Here is a 14,441-nt window from a genome sequence, read left to right as displayed (position 1 = left end):
GCTGAACCTGCAGATCCGCGAGCAGGCCGACTCCGGCCGTCCGACCGTGGTGGCCGAGCCCGACAGCCCGGTGGCCGAGATGTACCGCGCCATCGCGCGCAAGGTGGCGATCAAGGTCGCCGACAAGGCGCGCGACATGACCAGCAAGTTTCCGAGTATCGTGGTGCAAAACACCTGAGCGCGCGCCGCGCGCAGCAACCATGGAAAGCCAGCCTGCCCCCGACCTGCCGGCACCCGCTGCCCGCCCCGCCGTGACCATGGCGGTGGTGATGCGCAAGGTCGCGCTGGCCAACCGCTGGCAGCCGTGGAAGTGGGAGCTGGACGCGGTGCTGCCGGACCTTGGCGAGTTCGGCACGCACCCCGTGTGCCTGGAGCACGACGCCCACGGCGCGCACTGGCTGTACCCGGGGTTCGAGGTGACGCTGTTCCGCGACCAGGGCGAAGGCTATTACCTGAACCTGACTTCGACCACGCCGTGCTGGTTCGTGCTGTGGCGCATGCCGGAGGACGAAGTCCCTGGCGAAGAGGCCCATCCGGTGCCGATGACCGTGACGCTGTCGTACAACGAGGCTGGCCGCTGGCTCGATGCCGGCGAGACCGTCGAGAACGTGCCGCTGGCGCCCGAGCAGCGCGAGTGGCTGCAGGCCTATGTCGACCAGCACTACCGGCCCGAGCCCAAGCAGCGGCGCCGGCCCGAATCCTTCAAGGCGCCGGAAGACCGCGCCCGCTACTGATTACTGATCCTGACGACCTGAGCTTGCCCTGCCGATGAGCGATTCGTCCTTCCTGTCGCGCTGGTCGCGCCGCAAGGCCGCGGTGCGGGAGGGCGTGCCCGTGCCGGCAGAGCCGGCACCACCAGCGCATGCCGAAGCCGTCCCCGTGACCACCGGCGCAGCACCCGAAGCGCCGCAGGTACCGGCCCCGACGCTGGAGGACGTGGCCGCGCTGCGCCCCGGCGACGAGATCGCCCGGTTCGTGGCCCGCGGCGTGGATGAGTCGGTCAAGCGCGCGGCGCTGAAGACGCTGTTCGCCGATCCGCACTTCAACGTGATGGACGGGCTCGACATCTATATCGACGACTACAGCAAACCCGATCCGATCCCGCCGGAAATCCTTCGCCAGCTGCGCCAGTCCGAGACACTGGGCCTGTTCGAGCCGACCGACGAGGAACGCGCGGCGGCACAGGCCGCGGCCGCCGCCGCGGGGCCTGTGGATGTACCGCCGGCGGCGCCCGCCGAGTTCGCCGAATCCGGCGAGACCGCCGACACTACGGACATACCCGCACCAATCGAAACGCCGCAGCAAACTGTAAGTCAAAGCGCAGAACAGGGCCTGCAAGACCCGGATAAATGCGCGTAGCCTCACAGGTGCAGCGCAGCCTACAATAGGCATCCCCACAATCCGCCGACCCGCAGACCCCTCACCAAGAAGGACGTCCGGGCCGGTCAGCCGCATTCGCCATGCCGACGCTGATCTGCAACTGCAACGACACCATGCCGCTTGACGGGGCGGCATTGTCCGAAGCAACCAAGGACGCCAACCAGGGCCCCTTGAAGGTCCATCGCCTGCTGTGCCGGCGCGAGATCGGCGACTTCACCGCCGCGCTCGACGGCACCGACGACGTCATCGTCGCCTGCACCCAGGAACGCCAGCTCTTTACCGAAGTCGCAGCGCAGGCCGCGCAGGGCAGCGATGGCCGCCCGGTGGTGACCGCGCCGGTGCGCTTCGTCAATATCCGCGAGACCGGCGGCTGGTCACAGGGCGCCCGGCGCGACCCGAAGACCGCCAATGCCAAGATCGCCGCGCTGCTGGCCGTGGCCGCGCTGCCCGAACCTGACCCGGTGCCGGTGGTGGATTACCGTTCCGACGGCGCGGTGCTGGTGCTGGGCCCGGCCCAGCGGGCGCTGCCGTGGGCCGAGCGGCTGGCCGCGATGCAGCTGGAGGTCACGGTGCTGCTGACCGGCAGCGACAGGCGTGAAGGCGCCGCGGCGCAGCCGGCGGCGCGCGCTTATCCCGTTCACAGCGGCCGGCTGGCCTCGCTGACAGGCTGGCTGGGAGCGTTCGAGGCCAGCTGGGAGACCGGTGCCGGCCGCAGCAACCCGATCGACCTGGACCTGTGCACCCGCTGCAACGCCTGCATCGACGCCTGTCCCGAGGACGCGATCGACTTCAGCTACCAGATCGACCTGTCGCGCTGCCGCTCGCACCGTGCTTGCGTGCGCGCCTGCGGCGCCGCCGCGGCGATCGACTTCGACCGCCCGCAGGGCACAGTGCAGGGACGCTTCGACCTGGTCTTCGACCTGTGCGACACGCCTGCCTTCACCATGCACCAGCCGCCGCAGGGCTACCTGCACGCCGGCACCGATGCCGCGCGCCAGCAGGCCCAGGCGTTGCTGCTGGCAGGCCTGGTGGGCGAGTTCGAGAAGCCCAGGTTCTTCCGCTACAAGGAAAACCTGTGCGCGCATGGCCGCAACCAGACTACCGGCTGCACCGCCTGCATCGACATCTGCTCGACCGAGGCCATCGGCTCGCGCTGGCATGACGGCAAGGGGCGCATCGAAGTCACGCCCAACCTGTGCATGGGCTGCGGCGCCTGCACCACCGTCTGCCCGAGCGGGGCCATCAGCTATGGCTACCCGGGGCCGGAGGTGACCGGCGCGCGCCTGCGCACGCTGCTGTCGGCGTACCGCCGGGCCGGCGCACGCGATCCGGTGGTGCTGCTGCATGGCGAGGAATATGGCACGCCGGCGCTGCTGGCGCTGGGCCGTTCCGCCCGCGGCGGCAAGGCCAAGGGCGTGCCCGCCAATGTGATGCCGTTGTCGCTGTTCCACCCGGCCTCGGCCGGGCTGGAGTTGTGGCTCGCCGCGCTGTGCTGGGGCGCCAGCCGCGTAGCGGTGCTGCTGACCGGCGAGGAGGCACCGCAGTACCGCACCGCGCTGCTGGAGCAGATCGCGGTCGGGCGCGCTCTGCTGGCGGGCCTGGGCTATGACGGCGAGGTGCTGTCGCTGGTCGAGGCCGCCGATACCCCGGCGCTGGATGCCGGCCTGGCGGCGCTGCGCCCGGGCCGCAACGCGCTGCCGCCGGCGCCGTTCGGCCCGGTCGCGGCCAAGCGCGAGATGCTGGACTTTGTGCTGGACCACCTGGCCCGGCACGCGCCGGTGCCCGCGCCAAGCGTGCCGCTGCCGGCCGGCGCGCCGATCGGCGCGATCGCAGTGGATACGGGCAAGTGCACCATGTGCATGGCCTGTGTCGGCGCGTGCCCGTCGCAGGCGCTGCGCGACAATCCCGAGCGCCCGGTGCTCAGCTTTATCGAGCGCAACTGCGTGCAATGCGGGCTGTGCGAGAAGACCTGCCCGGAAGACGCCATCAGCCTGGTGCCGCGCCTGCTGGCCGGCGACGCGGCGCGCCGCCCGGTGACCCTCAACGAGACCCAGCCGTTCCATTGCATCCGCTGCGCCAAGCCGTTCGGCACGGCGCAGATGGTGGAGTCGATGCTGGTGCGCCTGGCCGGCCATCCCGCCTTTGCCGGCGCCGCGGCCGAGCGCCTGAAGATGTGCCCTGACTGCCGCGTCATCGACATGATAGAGCGCGATACGGGAACCGCCACCGGCGCCACGCTGCGCTGACGGCGGCGGGGCTACCCAGGACAAATCATCACGACATGACAGATTTCCAGCCGATCCAGCTCACCGCCGCGCCGCCGGCCGACGATGCCGAAGACACCGCCCGCGCCGACCTCTACGGCCTGCTCGCCACGCTGTTCTACCACGCGCCCGACGCCGCGCTGCTGCACCACATCGCCGCCAACCGCGCCGTGGGCGATGACGCGAACACCGTGCTGGGCAAGGCGTGGAATGCGTTGTGCGATGCAGCATCGGAGACCACCGCGGCCGAGGCGGAGGAGGAGTACCGGCTGCTGTTCGTGGGCGTGGGCCGGCAGGATGTGTTCCTGTACGGCTCCTTCTACATGACCGGCTTCCTGAACGAGCGCCCGCTGGTGGCGCTGCGCGAAGACCTCGCCCGCTACGGCCTGGAGCGTCATGAAGATGTCAGCGAGACCGAGGACCATATCGCCACGCTGTGCGAGGTGATGCGCTTCCTGGTGGCGGGCGACGACCTGGCGGTGTCCAACCTGGGCGAGCAGCAGCGCTTCTATGCGCAGCACCTGCAGCCCTGGGTGGAGCGATTGTGCGATGCAGTGACGGCGCACCCGCAGGCGCGTTTCTATCGCGGCGTGGCCGGCTTGCTGGGCGCGTTTGCCGGCGTTGAGGCGGTGGCGCTCGAGATGCATTGAGCGCGGGCATTGAATATCGGCACGCTTGCGGGCTTCTTTAGCGCCGCGAGGCCAAGGCAGCCGCTTACACGAAAATGAGTTGGAAAGTAGGGAAAAACCCGCGCATATCATGGTCTTTCCCGCTAGTTGAATCTAGAATATGCATAACAACGCATAACGGCTAAATCCATCGGGCTTTGTCAGCCGAGGAGCCCCCACATGACAGAGAAGCAAACCAGGGTCGCGCGCCGCACGTTTCTCGCGGGCGCTGGAGTTGTGGCTGCCGCTACGGGCGCGGCAGCGCTGACCGCGCGCGGTCCGGCCATGCCGGGCCAGGCCACGGCTCTGCCGGAACCCACCGATCCTCCGTCGGACAGCAAGGGTTACCGGGTCTCTGACCACATCCGCAAGTACTACCGGACCACGCTGGTGTAGCTGCCCAGGGCGGTGTGGTCTGCCGCGCCGCCTGCAACCGGACGCAACCGGCGTCCGCATCTGAGGTGAGACATGATCTTGACCCGCAAACGCGCGGCGCAGGGCGCATCCGCCCGCCTCGCTGACGGCCTGGCCAACCGGCCTGAACCTGCCGGCGCAGCCTCCGGCCGACTCTCGCAACGGCTCGCGGCCAGCCTGGCCGGCGCAATGCCGACCATGGACCGCCGCAGCTTCCTCAAGCGCTCTGGCATCGGCGTCGGTGCCGGGCTGGCGGCCTCGCAGCTGACGCTGATCCGCAAGGCGGACGCTGCCGACGACAAGAAGGCGGCCGCCGACGGCAAGACCGGCATCGTGGTCAGGCGCACCGTGTGCGGCCACTGCTCGGTCGGCTGCGCGGTCGACGCGGTGGTGCAGAACGGCGTGTGGATCCGCCAGGAGCCCGTGTTCGATTCGCCCATCAACCTGGGCGCGCACTGCGCCAAGGGTGCGGCGCTGCGCGAGCACGGCCACGGCGAATACCGCCTCAAGTACCCGATGAAGCTGGTCAACGGCAAGTACCAGCGCATCAGCTGGGACCAGGCGCTGGACGAGATCACCGCCAAGATGAAGGAGATCCGCCAGCAGACCGGCCCGGACTCGATGTTCTTCGTCGGCTCGTCCAAGCATAGCAACGAGCAGTCCTACCTGCTGCGCAAGTGGGTGTCGTTCTTCGGCACCAACAACACCGACCACCAGGCGCGCATCTGCCACTCCACCACCGTGGCGGGCGTGGCCAACACGTGGGGCTACGGTGCGATGACCAACTCGTACAACGATATGCAGAACTCGAAGGCAGCTCTGTATATCGGCTCCAACGCGGCCGAGGCGCACCCGGTGTCGATGCTGCACCTGCTGCACGCCAAGGAGAACGGCTGCAAGGTGATCGTGGTCGACCCGCGCTACACGCGCACCGCGGCCAAGGCCCAGCATTATGTGCGCATCCGCTCGGGCACCGACATCGCGTTCCTGTTCGGCATGCTGTACCACATCTTCCAGAACGGCTGGGAAGACCAGAAGTACCTGAACGACCGGGTCTATGGCATGGACAAGGTCAAGGAAGAGGTGCTGGCCAAGTGGACCCCCGACAAGGTCGAGGAAGTCTGCGGCGTGCCCGAGGCGCAGGTGAAGATGGTCGCCGAGATCATGGCCAAGAACCGCCCCAGCACGCTGGTGTGGTGCATGGGCCAGACCCAGCACACCATCGGCAACGCGATCGTGCGGGCCTCGTGCATCGTGCAGCTGGCGCTGGGCAATATCGGCGTGTCGGGCGGCGGCGCCAACATCTTCCGCGGCCATGACAACGTGCAGGGCGCCACCGACGTGGGCCCCAACCCGGACTCGCTGCCGGGCTACTACGGCCTGGCCACCGGCGCGTGGAAGCACTACGCCGCGGTGTGGGGCGTGGACTACGAATGGATCAAGAAGCAGTTCGTGTCGCAGGCGATGATGGAGAAGTCCGGCACCACGGTGTCGCGCTGGATCGATATCGTCACCGAGAAGAATGAGCTGATCGACCAGGACAACAATGTGCGCGGCGTGTTCTTCTGGGGCCATGCCCCGAACTCGCAGACGCGCGGCCTGGAGATGAAGAAGGCGCTGGACAAGCTCGACCTGCTGGTGGTGGTCGACCCCTATCCGTCGGCGACCGCGGCCATGGCCAACATGCCGCCGGCCGAGGGCGACAAGGTCAACCCGAACCGCGCGGTCTACCTGCTGCCGGCCTGCACGCAGTTCGAGACCTCGGGCACGTGCACCGCGTCGAACCGCTCGCTGCAATGGCGCGAGAAGGTCATCGAGCCGCTGTTCGAGTCGATGCCCGACCATACGCTGATGCAGGCGTTTGCCGACCGGCTCGGCTTCGGCAAGGAGCTGTCGAAGAACATGAAGCTGATCGAGGTCAAGCGCGCCGGCCGTACCTGGATGGAGCCTGAGCCGGAATCGATCCTGCGCGAGATCAACGCCAGCAACTGGACCATCGGCTACACCGGCCAGTCGCCGGAGCGGTTGAAGGCGCATATGCGCAATATGCAGATGTTCGACGTCAAGACGCTGCGCTGCAAGGCGGGCAAGGACCCGGTCACCGGCTACGACCTGAGCGGCGACTACTTCGGGCTGCCGTGGCCGTGCTACGGCACGCCGGAACTGAAGCACCCGGGCTCGCCCAACCTGTACGACACCAGCAAGCACGTGATGGACGGCGGCGGCAACTTCCGCGCCAACTTCGGCGTGGAGCGCGACGGCGTCAACCTGCTGGCCGAGGACGGCTCTTGCTCGCTGGGCGCGGAGATCACCACCGGCTATCCGGAGTTCGACCATGTGCTGCTGAAGAAGCTGGGCTGGTGGGACGACCTGACCGATGCCGAGAAGGGCAAGGCCGAAGGCAAGAACTGGAAGACCGACCTGTCGGGCGGTATCCAGCGCGTGGTGATGAAGAACCATGGCTGCCATCCGTTCGGCAACGCCAAGGCGCGCGCGGTGGTATGGAACTTCCCCGACGCGATCCCGCAGCATCGCGAGCCGCTGTACTCCACGCGCCCGGACATGGTCGCCAAGTACCCGACCCACGACGACAAGATGGCGTTCTGGCGGCTGCCGACGCTGTACAAGTCGGTGCAGCAGCGCAATATCGAGAACAAGGTCTATGAGAAGTTCCCGATCATCCTGACCTCCGGGCGGCTGGTCGAGTACGAGGGCGGTGGCGAGGAAACCCGCTCCAACCCGTGGCTGGCCGAACTGCAGCAGGAGAACTTCGTCGAGATCAACCCGCGCGCGGCGTCCGACCGCGGCATCCGCAACGGTGACTTCTGCTGGGTGAAGACGCCCACCGGGGCCCGCATCAAGGTGCGCGCGCTGGTGACCGAGCGGGTTGGGCCCGATACCGCGTTCATCCCGTTCCATTTCTCGGGCTGGTGGCAGGGCAAGGACCTGAAGGACTACTACCCCGCGGGCGCGATGCCGGTGGTGCGGGGCGAGGCGGTCAACACGGCCACCACCTACGGCTATGACTCGGTGACGATGATGCAGGAAACCAAGACCACCGTTTGCCAGATCGAGCGGTTTGCCTAAGCGCAGAGGGACACCATGGCACGCATGAAATTTATCTGTGACGCCGAGCGCTGCATCGAGTGCAACAGCTGCGTCACTGCCTGCAAGAACGAGCACGAGGTGCCCTGGGGCGTGAACCGGCGCCGCGTGGTCACCGTCAACGACGGCATGGTCGGCGCCGAGAAATCGATCTCGGTGGCCTGCATGCACTGTTCGGACGCGCCCTGCATGGCGGTCTGCCCGGTCGACTGCTTCTACCGCACCGAGGACGGCGTGGTGCTGCACGACAAGGACGTCTGCATCGGCTGCGGCTACTGCTCCTACGCCTGCCCGTTCGGCGCGCCGCAGTTCCCGTCGACCGGCACCTTCGGCGTGCGCGGCAAGATGGACAAGTGCACCTTCTGCGCTGGCGGCCCGGAAAAGAACGGCTCGGAAGCTGAGTTCGAGAAATACGGCCGCAACCGCCTGGCCGAAGGCAAGCTGCCGCTGTGCGCCGAGATGTGCTCGACCAAGGCGCTGCTGGGCGGCGACGGCGATGTGATTGCCGACATCCTGCGCAACCGCGTGATCAAGCGCGGCACCGGCGGCGACGTGTTCGGCTGGGGCACGGCCTACGGCACCGCCAAGGGCGGCGCGGCCCAGCCGGCCCAACCGGCACAGCCGGCGCCCGCCGCACCGGCCGCACCCGCGGCCCCGGGAGGGCAAGCGTCATGAACCGCGTCCGCGTTGTTGCATTGCTGTCGCTGTGCGGCGTGCTGCTGGCAGCTTGCGGCGAGAAGCCGCAGACCATCGGCCCGTCGCACCGCAAGGCTGACGCCCAGGCCTTCCAGGGCGCCCCGGACGATCCGTTCGTGGCCAAGGGCTGGAAGCAGGGCGACAAGACCAGCTGGGACAACCAGATTCGGCAGCGCAACCAGTTGCAGAACGAGTACAACCGCACGCAATGAAGGCGCTGCAGCTGGGCCGCCCCGGCAGCCGGGCGCCGGCCCTCGACGATCCGAAGGAGTGCACATGACGCCGTCGCAGAATGCATGCCGCGCAGGCTGGCGGCGCTGGCTCAGCGCCGGCGCGCTGGCGCTGGCGGCCTTTGCCGGCACCGCCGCCGCACAGGCGCCGGCCTCGGCACCGCCGGCACCGGCCGCCGCGCAGGCCAATGCCGACACCAACAACCCGGCCACGCACCCGGTCCAGCCGCTGGCCGGCATCGCATCCGAGAATATCTTCAACATACCGCGCCGCGATATCGCCGCCGAGGCCCAGTCGCAGCAGCAGCGCACCGTCACGCAGCCCGGCAACAATGCGCCGGTCTGGCGCGAGGTCAATTCCGACCAGCGCCACTACAGCAGCCTGCCCGACAAGGAAGCGGGCGTGCTGATCCAGCGCACCGGGCAGCAATGGCGCCTGTTCCGCAACGGCGTCATCACCGTCTGGGGCGGCTGGCTGCTGCTGGTGGTGCCGCTTGCCATCCTGGGCTTCTTCCTCTGGCGCGGCACCATCCCGCTGCGCACGCCGCGCACCGGCCGCATGATCGAGCGCTTCACGCCGCTTGAGCGCATCGTCCACTGGACCATGGCGATCTCGTTCGTGGTGCTGGCGGTGTCGGGCATCGTGCTGCTGCTGGGCAAGCATTTCCTGCTGCCGCTGATGGGCCACATGCTGTTCGGCTGGCTGACCTACGTGCTGAAGAACCTGCACAACGTGATCGGCCCGATCTTCACGCTGTCGGTGATCGTGGCCTTCGTGGTGTTCGTGCGCGACAACCTGCCCAACCGCGACGATATGCGCTGGGTCACCAGCCTTGGCGGCCTGGCATCCGGCAAGCATGTGCCGAGCGGGCGCTTCAATGCCGGCGAGAAGATGTGGTTCTGGATCGGCGTGTTCGTGTTCGGGCTGGTGCTGTCGGCATCGGGCTGGGTGCTGGACATGATCGTGCCGGGCATGGACTACTACCGCGCGACCATGCAGATCGCCAACGTGATCCATGGGATCTCGGCCGTGCTGATGATCGCGATGGCGTGCGGCCATATCTACATGGGCACGGTCGGCATGGAAGGCGCCTACCGCGCCATGCGCGACGGCTGGGTGGACGAGGCCTGGGCCAGGGAGCACCACGAGCACTGGTACGACGACATCAAGTCCGGCAAGATCCCGGCCCAGCGATCGGCCAGCCCGGAAGCCGCCGCGGGGCGCAGCACCCGGCATACCCCTGGCGAAGCCTGAGGCCGGCGCCAACCAGACCATGCGGAACCCACGATGACGAAGACACGCACCCTGACGCTGGTTGCCCTGTGCGCGGGCGCCACCCTTGCCACCGGCGCGCTGGCCAAGCTGCCGCCGCCGACCGAGGCCCAGCAGGCCAAGGCCGCCGAGACCAAGGCGCGCGCCGCCTGGGCCGACAAGATCGCCGCCTACCAGTTGTGCCGCGCGCAGGACAAGACCGCGGCGCGTTACTTCGCCGAGCGCAAGGCCCACGGCCAGGAAGCCCGCGCGCCGTCGCAAGCCGCCGCGTGTGCCGATCCGGGCCCGTTTGTGGCGCCGACCGCCGCTGCGCCTGCCGCCCCGGCGCCAGCCGTGGCCAGCACCGCGGCCGATGCCAAACCAGCCGCGGCCGGCGCGGTACAATCTCCTGCAAAGGCGCCGTAACCACAGCCCCATGCACGCCGCGCGCGGCGCGGGGCCCTCACCAGCAGCCCCGAGCCCCTCGTCATGACCCTGCGTCCCGAGCTTACCCAGGCAGCCGTTCCCCTGATCGAAGAGGTTGAAGTCGTCGACGAGCAGGGCCGCGTGCGCGCGGCCTACCTGCCGGGCGAGCGTCCGCTGACGGTCTACCTCGACAAGCGCGAGCTGGTCACGCTGATGACCCTGGGCGGCGCGCCCGAGCACCTGGTGCTGGGCTACCTGCGCAACCAGCGGCTGGTGGAATCGATCGAAGACATCGCCGCGGTGCAGGTCGACTGGGAAACCGAGTCCGCCGCCGTGACCACGCGCAATGGCGTGGACCGCATCGAGGAACGCACCGCGCGCCGCGTGGTGACCACCGGCTGCGGGCAAGGCACCGTGTTCGGCTCGCTGCTCGATGAGGTCGACAACATCCGCCTGCCGGTTGGCGCCACGCTGGACCAGGACACCCTGTACGGCATCATCGACACCATCCGGCTGCAGCAGTCGGTCTACAAGCAGGCTGGCTCGGTGCACGGCTGCGCGCTGTTCCAGGGCACCGAGCTGCTGATGTTCATCGAGGACGTGGGCCGCCACAACGCCGTGGACGCCATCGCCGGGCGCATGTGGCTGGAAGGCATGACGGGCAGCGACAAGATCTTCTACACCACCGGGCGCCTGACTTCCGAGATGGTGATCAAGGGCGCGCAGATGGGCATCCCGTTCCTGCTGTCGCGCTCGGGCGTGACGCAGATGGGCTACCAGATGGCCCGGCGCGTCAACCTGACGCTATTTGCGCGCTGCACCGGCAAGCACTTCCTGCTCTACACCGGGCGCGAGCGCTTCCGCCACCGGCTGCCTGAAGACGCAGTGGCGTAAGCGGCACTTGGTTGTTTGCGTTTGCTTAAAGGGGTGGGCGCGATTGGTTGTACAATGCGGCGCACTCCGAGCCAGTGTGTTTACCCTCCCAACCTTATGAGCATCAAATCCGACAAGTGGATCCGCCGCATGGCGGAGCAGCACGGCATGATCGAGCCGTTCGCGCCAGGCCAGGTCCGGGAGCAGGACGGGCGCAAGATCGTTTCGTACGGCACCTCGAGCTACGGCTACGACATCCGCTGCGCCGACGAATTCAAGATCTTCACCAATATCAACAGCACCATCGTCGATCCGAAGAATTTCGACGAGAAGTCGTTCGTGGATTTCAAGGGCGATGTCTGCATCATCCCGCCCAATTCGTTCGCGCTGGCGCGCACGATGGAATACTTCCGGATCCCGCGCAGCGTGCTGACCATCTGCCTGGGCAAGAGCACCTACGCCCGCTGCGGCATCATCGTCAATGTGACGCCGTTCGAGCCGGAGTGGGAAGGCTATGTGACGCTGGAGTTTTCCAACACCACGCCACTGCCCGCCAAGATCTACGCCGGCGAGGGTTGCGCCCAGGTGCTGTTCTTCGAAAGCGACGAAGTCTGCGAGACCTCGTACCGCGACCGCGGCGGCAAGTACCAGGGCCAGCACGGTGTCACACTGCCGAAGACCTGAGCGCATTACAATGCCGGCGTTTGCCGGAAGGCTGGCCCCGAGAATGGCCGCCACACCTGACGTCAGAGCCACATGTCGCCGCAGCGGGGAACCTCCCGCCGGCCATGTGGCTCAAGTCCTTTATGTCCTGCTTTCCATCAAGGATGCCCGATGAAATTCCGTTTCCCCGTCATCATCATTGACGAAGACTTTCGCTCCGAGAACATCTCCGGCTCGGGCATCCGCGCGCTGGCCGAGGCGATCGAGAAAGAGGGCATGGAGGTCATGGGCCTGACCAGCTACGGCGACCTGACGTCGTTTGCGCAGCAGTCCAGCCGGGCATCGACCTTTATCGTCTCGATCGACGACGACGAGTTCACGCGCGACGGCGATGACCAGCTCGAGGCCGCCGCGATCGAAAAGCTGCGCGCCTTCGTCACCGAAGTGCGCCGCCGCAACTCGGACCTGCCGATCTTCCTGTACGGCGAGACCCGCACCTCGCGCCATATCCCCAACGATATCCTGCGCGAGCTGCACGGCTTCATCCACATGTTCGAGGACACGCCGGAATTCGTGGCACGCCACATCATCCGCGAAGCCAAGGTCTACCTCGACACGCTGGCGCCGCCGTTCTTCAAGGCGCTGATCGACTACGCGCAGGACAGCTCGTACTCGTGGCACTGCCCGGGGCACTCGGGCGGCGTGGCGTTCCTGAAGAGCCCGGTGGGCCAGGTGTTCCACCAGTTCTTCGGCGAGAACATGCTGCGCGCCGACGTCTGCAACGCGGTCGACGAACTGGGCCAGCTGCTGGACCACACGGGTCCGGTGGCCGCGTCGGAGCGCAATGCCGCGCGCATCTTCAACTCCGACCACATGTACTTCGTCACCAACGGCACCTCCACCTCGAACAAGATGGTGTGGCATGCCAATGTGGCGCCGGGCGACATCGTGGTGGTGGATCGCAACTGCCACAAGTCGATCCTGCACGCGATCATGATGACGGGCGCGATCCCGGTCTTCCTGATGCCCACGCGCAACCACTACGGCATCATCGGCCCGATCCCGAAGAGCGAGTTCGATCCGGAGACGATCAGGAAGAAGATCGCCAACCACCCGTTCGCCAGCAAGGCCAAGAACCAGAAGCCGCGCATCCTGACCATCACCCAGGGTACGTACGACGGCGTGCTGTACAACGCCGAGCAGATCAAGGAAATGCTGGCCGCCGAGATCGATACGCTGCACTTCGATGAAGCCTGGCTGCCGCATGCGGCCTTCCACGATTTCTATCGCAATATGCACGCGATCGGCAAGGACCGCCCGCGCAGCAAGGACGCGCTGGTGTTCGCCACGCAGTCGACGCACAAGCTGCTGGCCGGCCTGTCGCAGGCCTCGCAGATCCTGGTGCAGGATTCCGAGACGCGCAAGCTGGACCGCTACCGCTTCAACGAGGCGTACCTGATGCACACCTCGACCAGCCCGCAGTACTCGATCATCGCCTCGTGCGACGTGGCCGCGGCGATGATGGAAGCGCCGGGCGGCACCGCGCTGGTGGAAGAGAGCATCCAGGAGGCGATGGATTTCCGCCGCGCCATGCGCAAGGTCGAGGGCGACTACGACGACGGCAACAACGGCGACTGGTGGTTCAAGGTATGGGGCCCGGACGCACTGATCGAAGACGGCATCGGCGACCGCGAAGAATGGATGCTCAAGGCCAATGAGCGCTGGCACGGCTTCGGCGACCTCGCTGACGGCTTCAACCTGCTCGACCCGATCAAGGCCACCATCATCACCCCGGGCCTGGACGTGGACGGCGAGTTCAGCGAACGCGGCATCCCGGCGGCCATCGTCACCAAGTACCTGGCCGAGCACGGCATCATCATCGAGAAGACCGGGCTGTACTCGTTCTTCATCATGTTCACCATCGGCATCACCAAGGGCCGCTGGAACTCGCTGGTGACCGAGCTGCAGCAGTTCAAGGACGACTACGACCAGAACCAGCCGCTGTGGCGCGTGCTGCCGGAATTCGTCGCCAAGCATCCGCAATACGAGCGCATGGGCCTGCGTGACCTGTGCGATGCGATCCACAGCGTGTACAAGGCCAACGACGTGGCCCGCGTGACGACGGAGATGTACCTGTCGGACATGGAGCCGGCGATGAAGCCGTCCGATGCCTGGGCCATGATGGCGCACCGCGAGATCGAGCGCGTGCCGGTCGACGACCTGGAGGGCCGCGTCACCGCCATCCTGCTGACGCCGTACCCGCCGGGCATTCCGCTGCTGATTCCGGGCGAGCGTTTCAACCGCACCATCGTGCAGTACCTGAAGTTCGCGCGCGAGTTCAACAAGCTGTTCCCTGGCTTCGAGACCGACATCCATGGCCTGGTCGAGGACGAGGTCGACGGCAAGACGGCGTACTTTGTCGACTGCGTGAAGCAGGGCGGCTGAACGCCAGTCCGCGTCCCGCTGACGT

General features: G+C 67.2%; 13 protein-coding genes and 1 pseudogene. All 14 read left to right on the top strand.

The features are described 5' to 3' along the window. A pseudogene (locus tag AC3WVS_RS12520) lies at nucleotides 1-178 on the top strand (iron-sulfur cluster carrier protein ApbC); the annotation flags it as partial. A gap of 22 nt (nucleotides 179-200) precedes the next feature. After that, entirely contained in the window at nucleotides 201-734 is a 534-nt protein-coding gene (locus AC3WVS_RS12515) for a DUF3305 domain-containing protein (protein WP_492318885.1), read from the top strand. A 34-nt stretch (nucleotides 735-768) separates the two neighbouring features. Beyond that, nucleotides 769-1,359 carry a DUF3306 domain-containing protein gene (locus tag AC3WVS_RS12510; RefSeq protein WP_492318884.1) on the top strand — a complete coding sequence of 197 codons (591 nt, stop codon included), beginning with the start codon at nucleotides 769-771 and terminating at the stop codon, nucleotides 1,357-1,359. 101 nt (nucleotides 1,360-1,460) lie between these two features. Further along, a complete protein-coding gene (locus AC3WVS_RS12505) occupies nucleotides 1,461-3,626 on the top strand; it encodes a 4Fe-4S binding protein (protein ID WP_492318883.1) in 2,166 nt (721 codons plus the stop codon). Nucleotides 3,627-3,661: 35 nt separating this feature from the next. Then, nucleotides 3,662-4,294, top strand: a complete 633-nt coding sequence (locus tag AC3WVS_RS12500) for a TorD/DmsD family molecular chaperone (protein WP_492318882.1) — start codon at nucleotides 3,662-3,664, stop codon at nucleotides 4,292-4,294. Between the two features lie 198 nt (nucleotides 4,295-4,492). Continuing rightward, on the top strand, nucleotides 4,493-4,708 hold the full coding sequence (locus AC3WVS_RS12495; protein ID WP_316151187.1) for a formate dehydrogenase: 216 nt from the start codon (nucleotides 4,493-4,495) through the stop codon (nucleotides 4,706-4,708). A 72-nt stretch (nucleotides 4,709-4,780) separates the two neighbouring features. Further along, entirely contained in the window at nucleotides 4,781-7,813 is a 3,033-nt protein-coding gene (locus tag AC3WVS_RS12490) for a molybdopterin-dependent oxidoreductase (protein WP_492318881.1), read from the top strand. A 15-nt stretch (nucleotides 7,814-7,828) separates the two neighbouring features. Beyond that, nucleotides 7,829-8,506 carry a formate dehydrogenase FDH3 subunit beta gene (gene fdh3B, locus AC3WVS_RS12485; protein WP_010813848.1) on the top strand — a complete coding sequence of 226 codons (678 nt, stop codon included), beginning with the start codon at nucleotides 7,829-7,831 and terminating at the stop codon, nucleotides 8,504-8,506. Beyond that, nucleotides 8,503-8,739, top strand: a complete 237-nt coding sequence (locus AC3WVS_RS12480; RefSeq protein ID WP_035816587.1) for a hypothetical protein — start codon at nucleotides 8,503-8,505, stop codon at nucleotides 8,737-8,739. Before fdh3B ends, AC3WVS_RS12480 begins: the two co-directional genes overlap by 4 nt. 64 nt (nucleotides 8,740-8,803) lie before the next feature. After that, a complete protein-coding gene (locus AC3WVS_RS12475; RefSeq protein WP_492318880.1) occupies nucleotides 8,804-10,012 on the top strand; it encodes a formate dehydrogenase subunit gamma in 1,209 nt (402 codons plus the stop codon). Nucleotides 10,013-10,045: 33 nt separating this feature from the next. Further along, a complete protein-coding gene (locus tag AC3WVS_RS12470) occupies nucleotides 10,046-10,435 on the top strand; it encodes a hypothetical protein (RefSeq protein WP_492318879.1) in 390 nt (129 codons plus the stop codon). Between the two features lie 63 nt (nucleotides 10,436-10,498). Continuing rightward, nucleotides 10,499-11,329 (top strand): formate dehydrogenase accessory sulfurtransferase FdhD, encoded by an 831-nt coding sequence (locus AC3WVS_RS12465; protein WP_010813844.1) that lies wholly within the window; start codon nucleotides 10,499-10,501, stop codon nucleotides 11,327-11,329. 96 nt (nucleotides 11,330-11,425) lie between these two features. Further along, nucleotides 11,426-11,992 (top strand): dCTP deaminase, encoded by a 567-nt coding sequence (gene dcd, locus AC3WVS_RS12460; protein ID WP_010813843.1) that lies wholly within the window; start codon nucleotides 11,426-11,428, stop codon nucleotides 11,990-11,992. A 150-nt stretch (nucleotides 11,993-12,142) separates the two neighbouring features. Beyond that, nucleotides 12,143-14,416 (top strand): arginine/lysine/ornithine decarboxylase, encoded by a 2,274-nt coding sequence (locus tag AC3WVS_RS12455; protein WP_010813842.1) that lies wholly within the window; start codon nucleotides 12,143-12,145, stop codon nucleotides 14,414-14,416. Nucleotides 14,417-14,441: the final 25 nt, after the last annotated feature.

It is taken from the genome of Cupriavidus sp. CPT47-8839-RL05A, assembly GCF_058792255.1.
The sequence above is the reverse complement of the archived record's forward strand: the minus strand, read 5'-3'. Positions and strand labels throughout refer to the sequence as shown.

Bases quoted from the DNA above. Each gene is read 5' to 3' on its own strand.
- AC3WVS_RS12515 (WP_492318885.1), top strand. From the start codon at position 201: ATGGAAAGCCAGCCTGCCCCCGACCTGCCGGCACCCGCTGCCCGCCCC.
- AC3WVS_RS12510 (WP_492318884.1), top strand. From the start codon at position 769: ATGAGCGATTCGTCCTTCCTGTCGCGCTGGTCGCGCCGCAAGGCCGCG.
- AC3WVS_RS12505 (WP_492318883.1), top strand. From the start codon at position 1,461: ATGCCGACGCTGATCTGCAACTGCAACGACACCATGCCGCTTGACGGG.
- AC3WVS_RS12500 (WP_492318882.1), top strand. From the start codon at position 3,662: ATGACAGATTTCCAGCCGATCCAGCTCACCGCCGCGCCGCCGGCCGAC.
- AC3WVS_RS12495 (WP_316151187.1), top strand. From the start codon at position 4,493: ATGACAGAGAAGCAAACCAGGGTCGCGCGCCGCACGTTTCTCGCGGGC.
- AC3WVS_RS12490 (WP_492318881.1), top strand. From the start codon at position 4,781: ATGATCTTGACCCGCAAACGCGCGGCGCAGGGCGCATCCGCCCGCCTC.
- fdh3B (WP_010813848.1), top strand. From the start codon at position 7,829: ATGGCACGCATGAAATTTATCTGTGACGCCGAGCGCTGCATCGAGTGC.
- AC3WVS_RS12480 (WP_035816587.1), top strand. From the start codon at position 8,503: ATGAACCGCGTCCGCGTTGTTGCATTGCTGTCGCTGTGCGGCGTGCTG.
- AC3WVS_RS12475 (WP_492318880.1), top strand. From the start codon at position 8,804: ATGACGCCGTCGCAGAATGCATGCCGCGCAGGCTGGCGGCGCTGGCTC.
- AC3WVS_RS12470 (WP_492318879.1), top strand. From the start codon at position 10,046: ATGACGAAGACACGCACCCTGACGCTGGTTGCCCTGTGCGCGGGCGCC.
- AC3WVS_RS12465 (WP_010813844.1), top strand. From the start codon at position 10,499: ATGACCCTGCGTCCCGAGCTTACCCAGGCAGCCGTTCCCCTGATCGAA.
- dcd (WP_010813843.1), top strand. From the start codon at position 11,426: ATGAGCATCAAATCCGACAAGTGGATCCGCCGCATGGCGGAGCAGCAC.
- AC3WVS_RS12455 (WP_010813842.1), top strand. From the start codon at position 12,143: ATGAAATTCCGTTTCCCCGTCATCATCATTGACGAAGACTTTCGCTCC.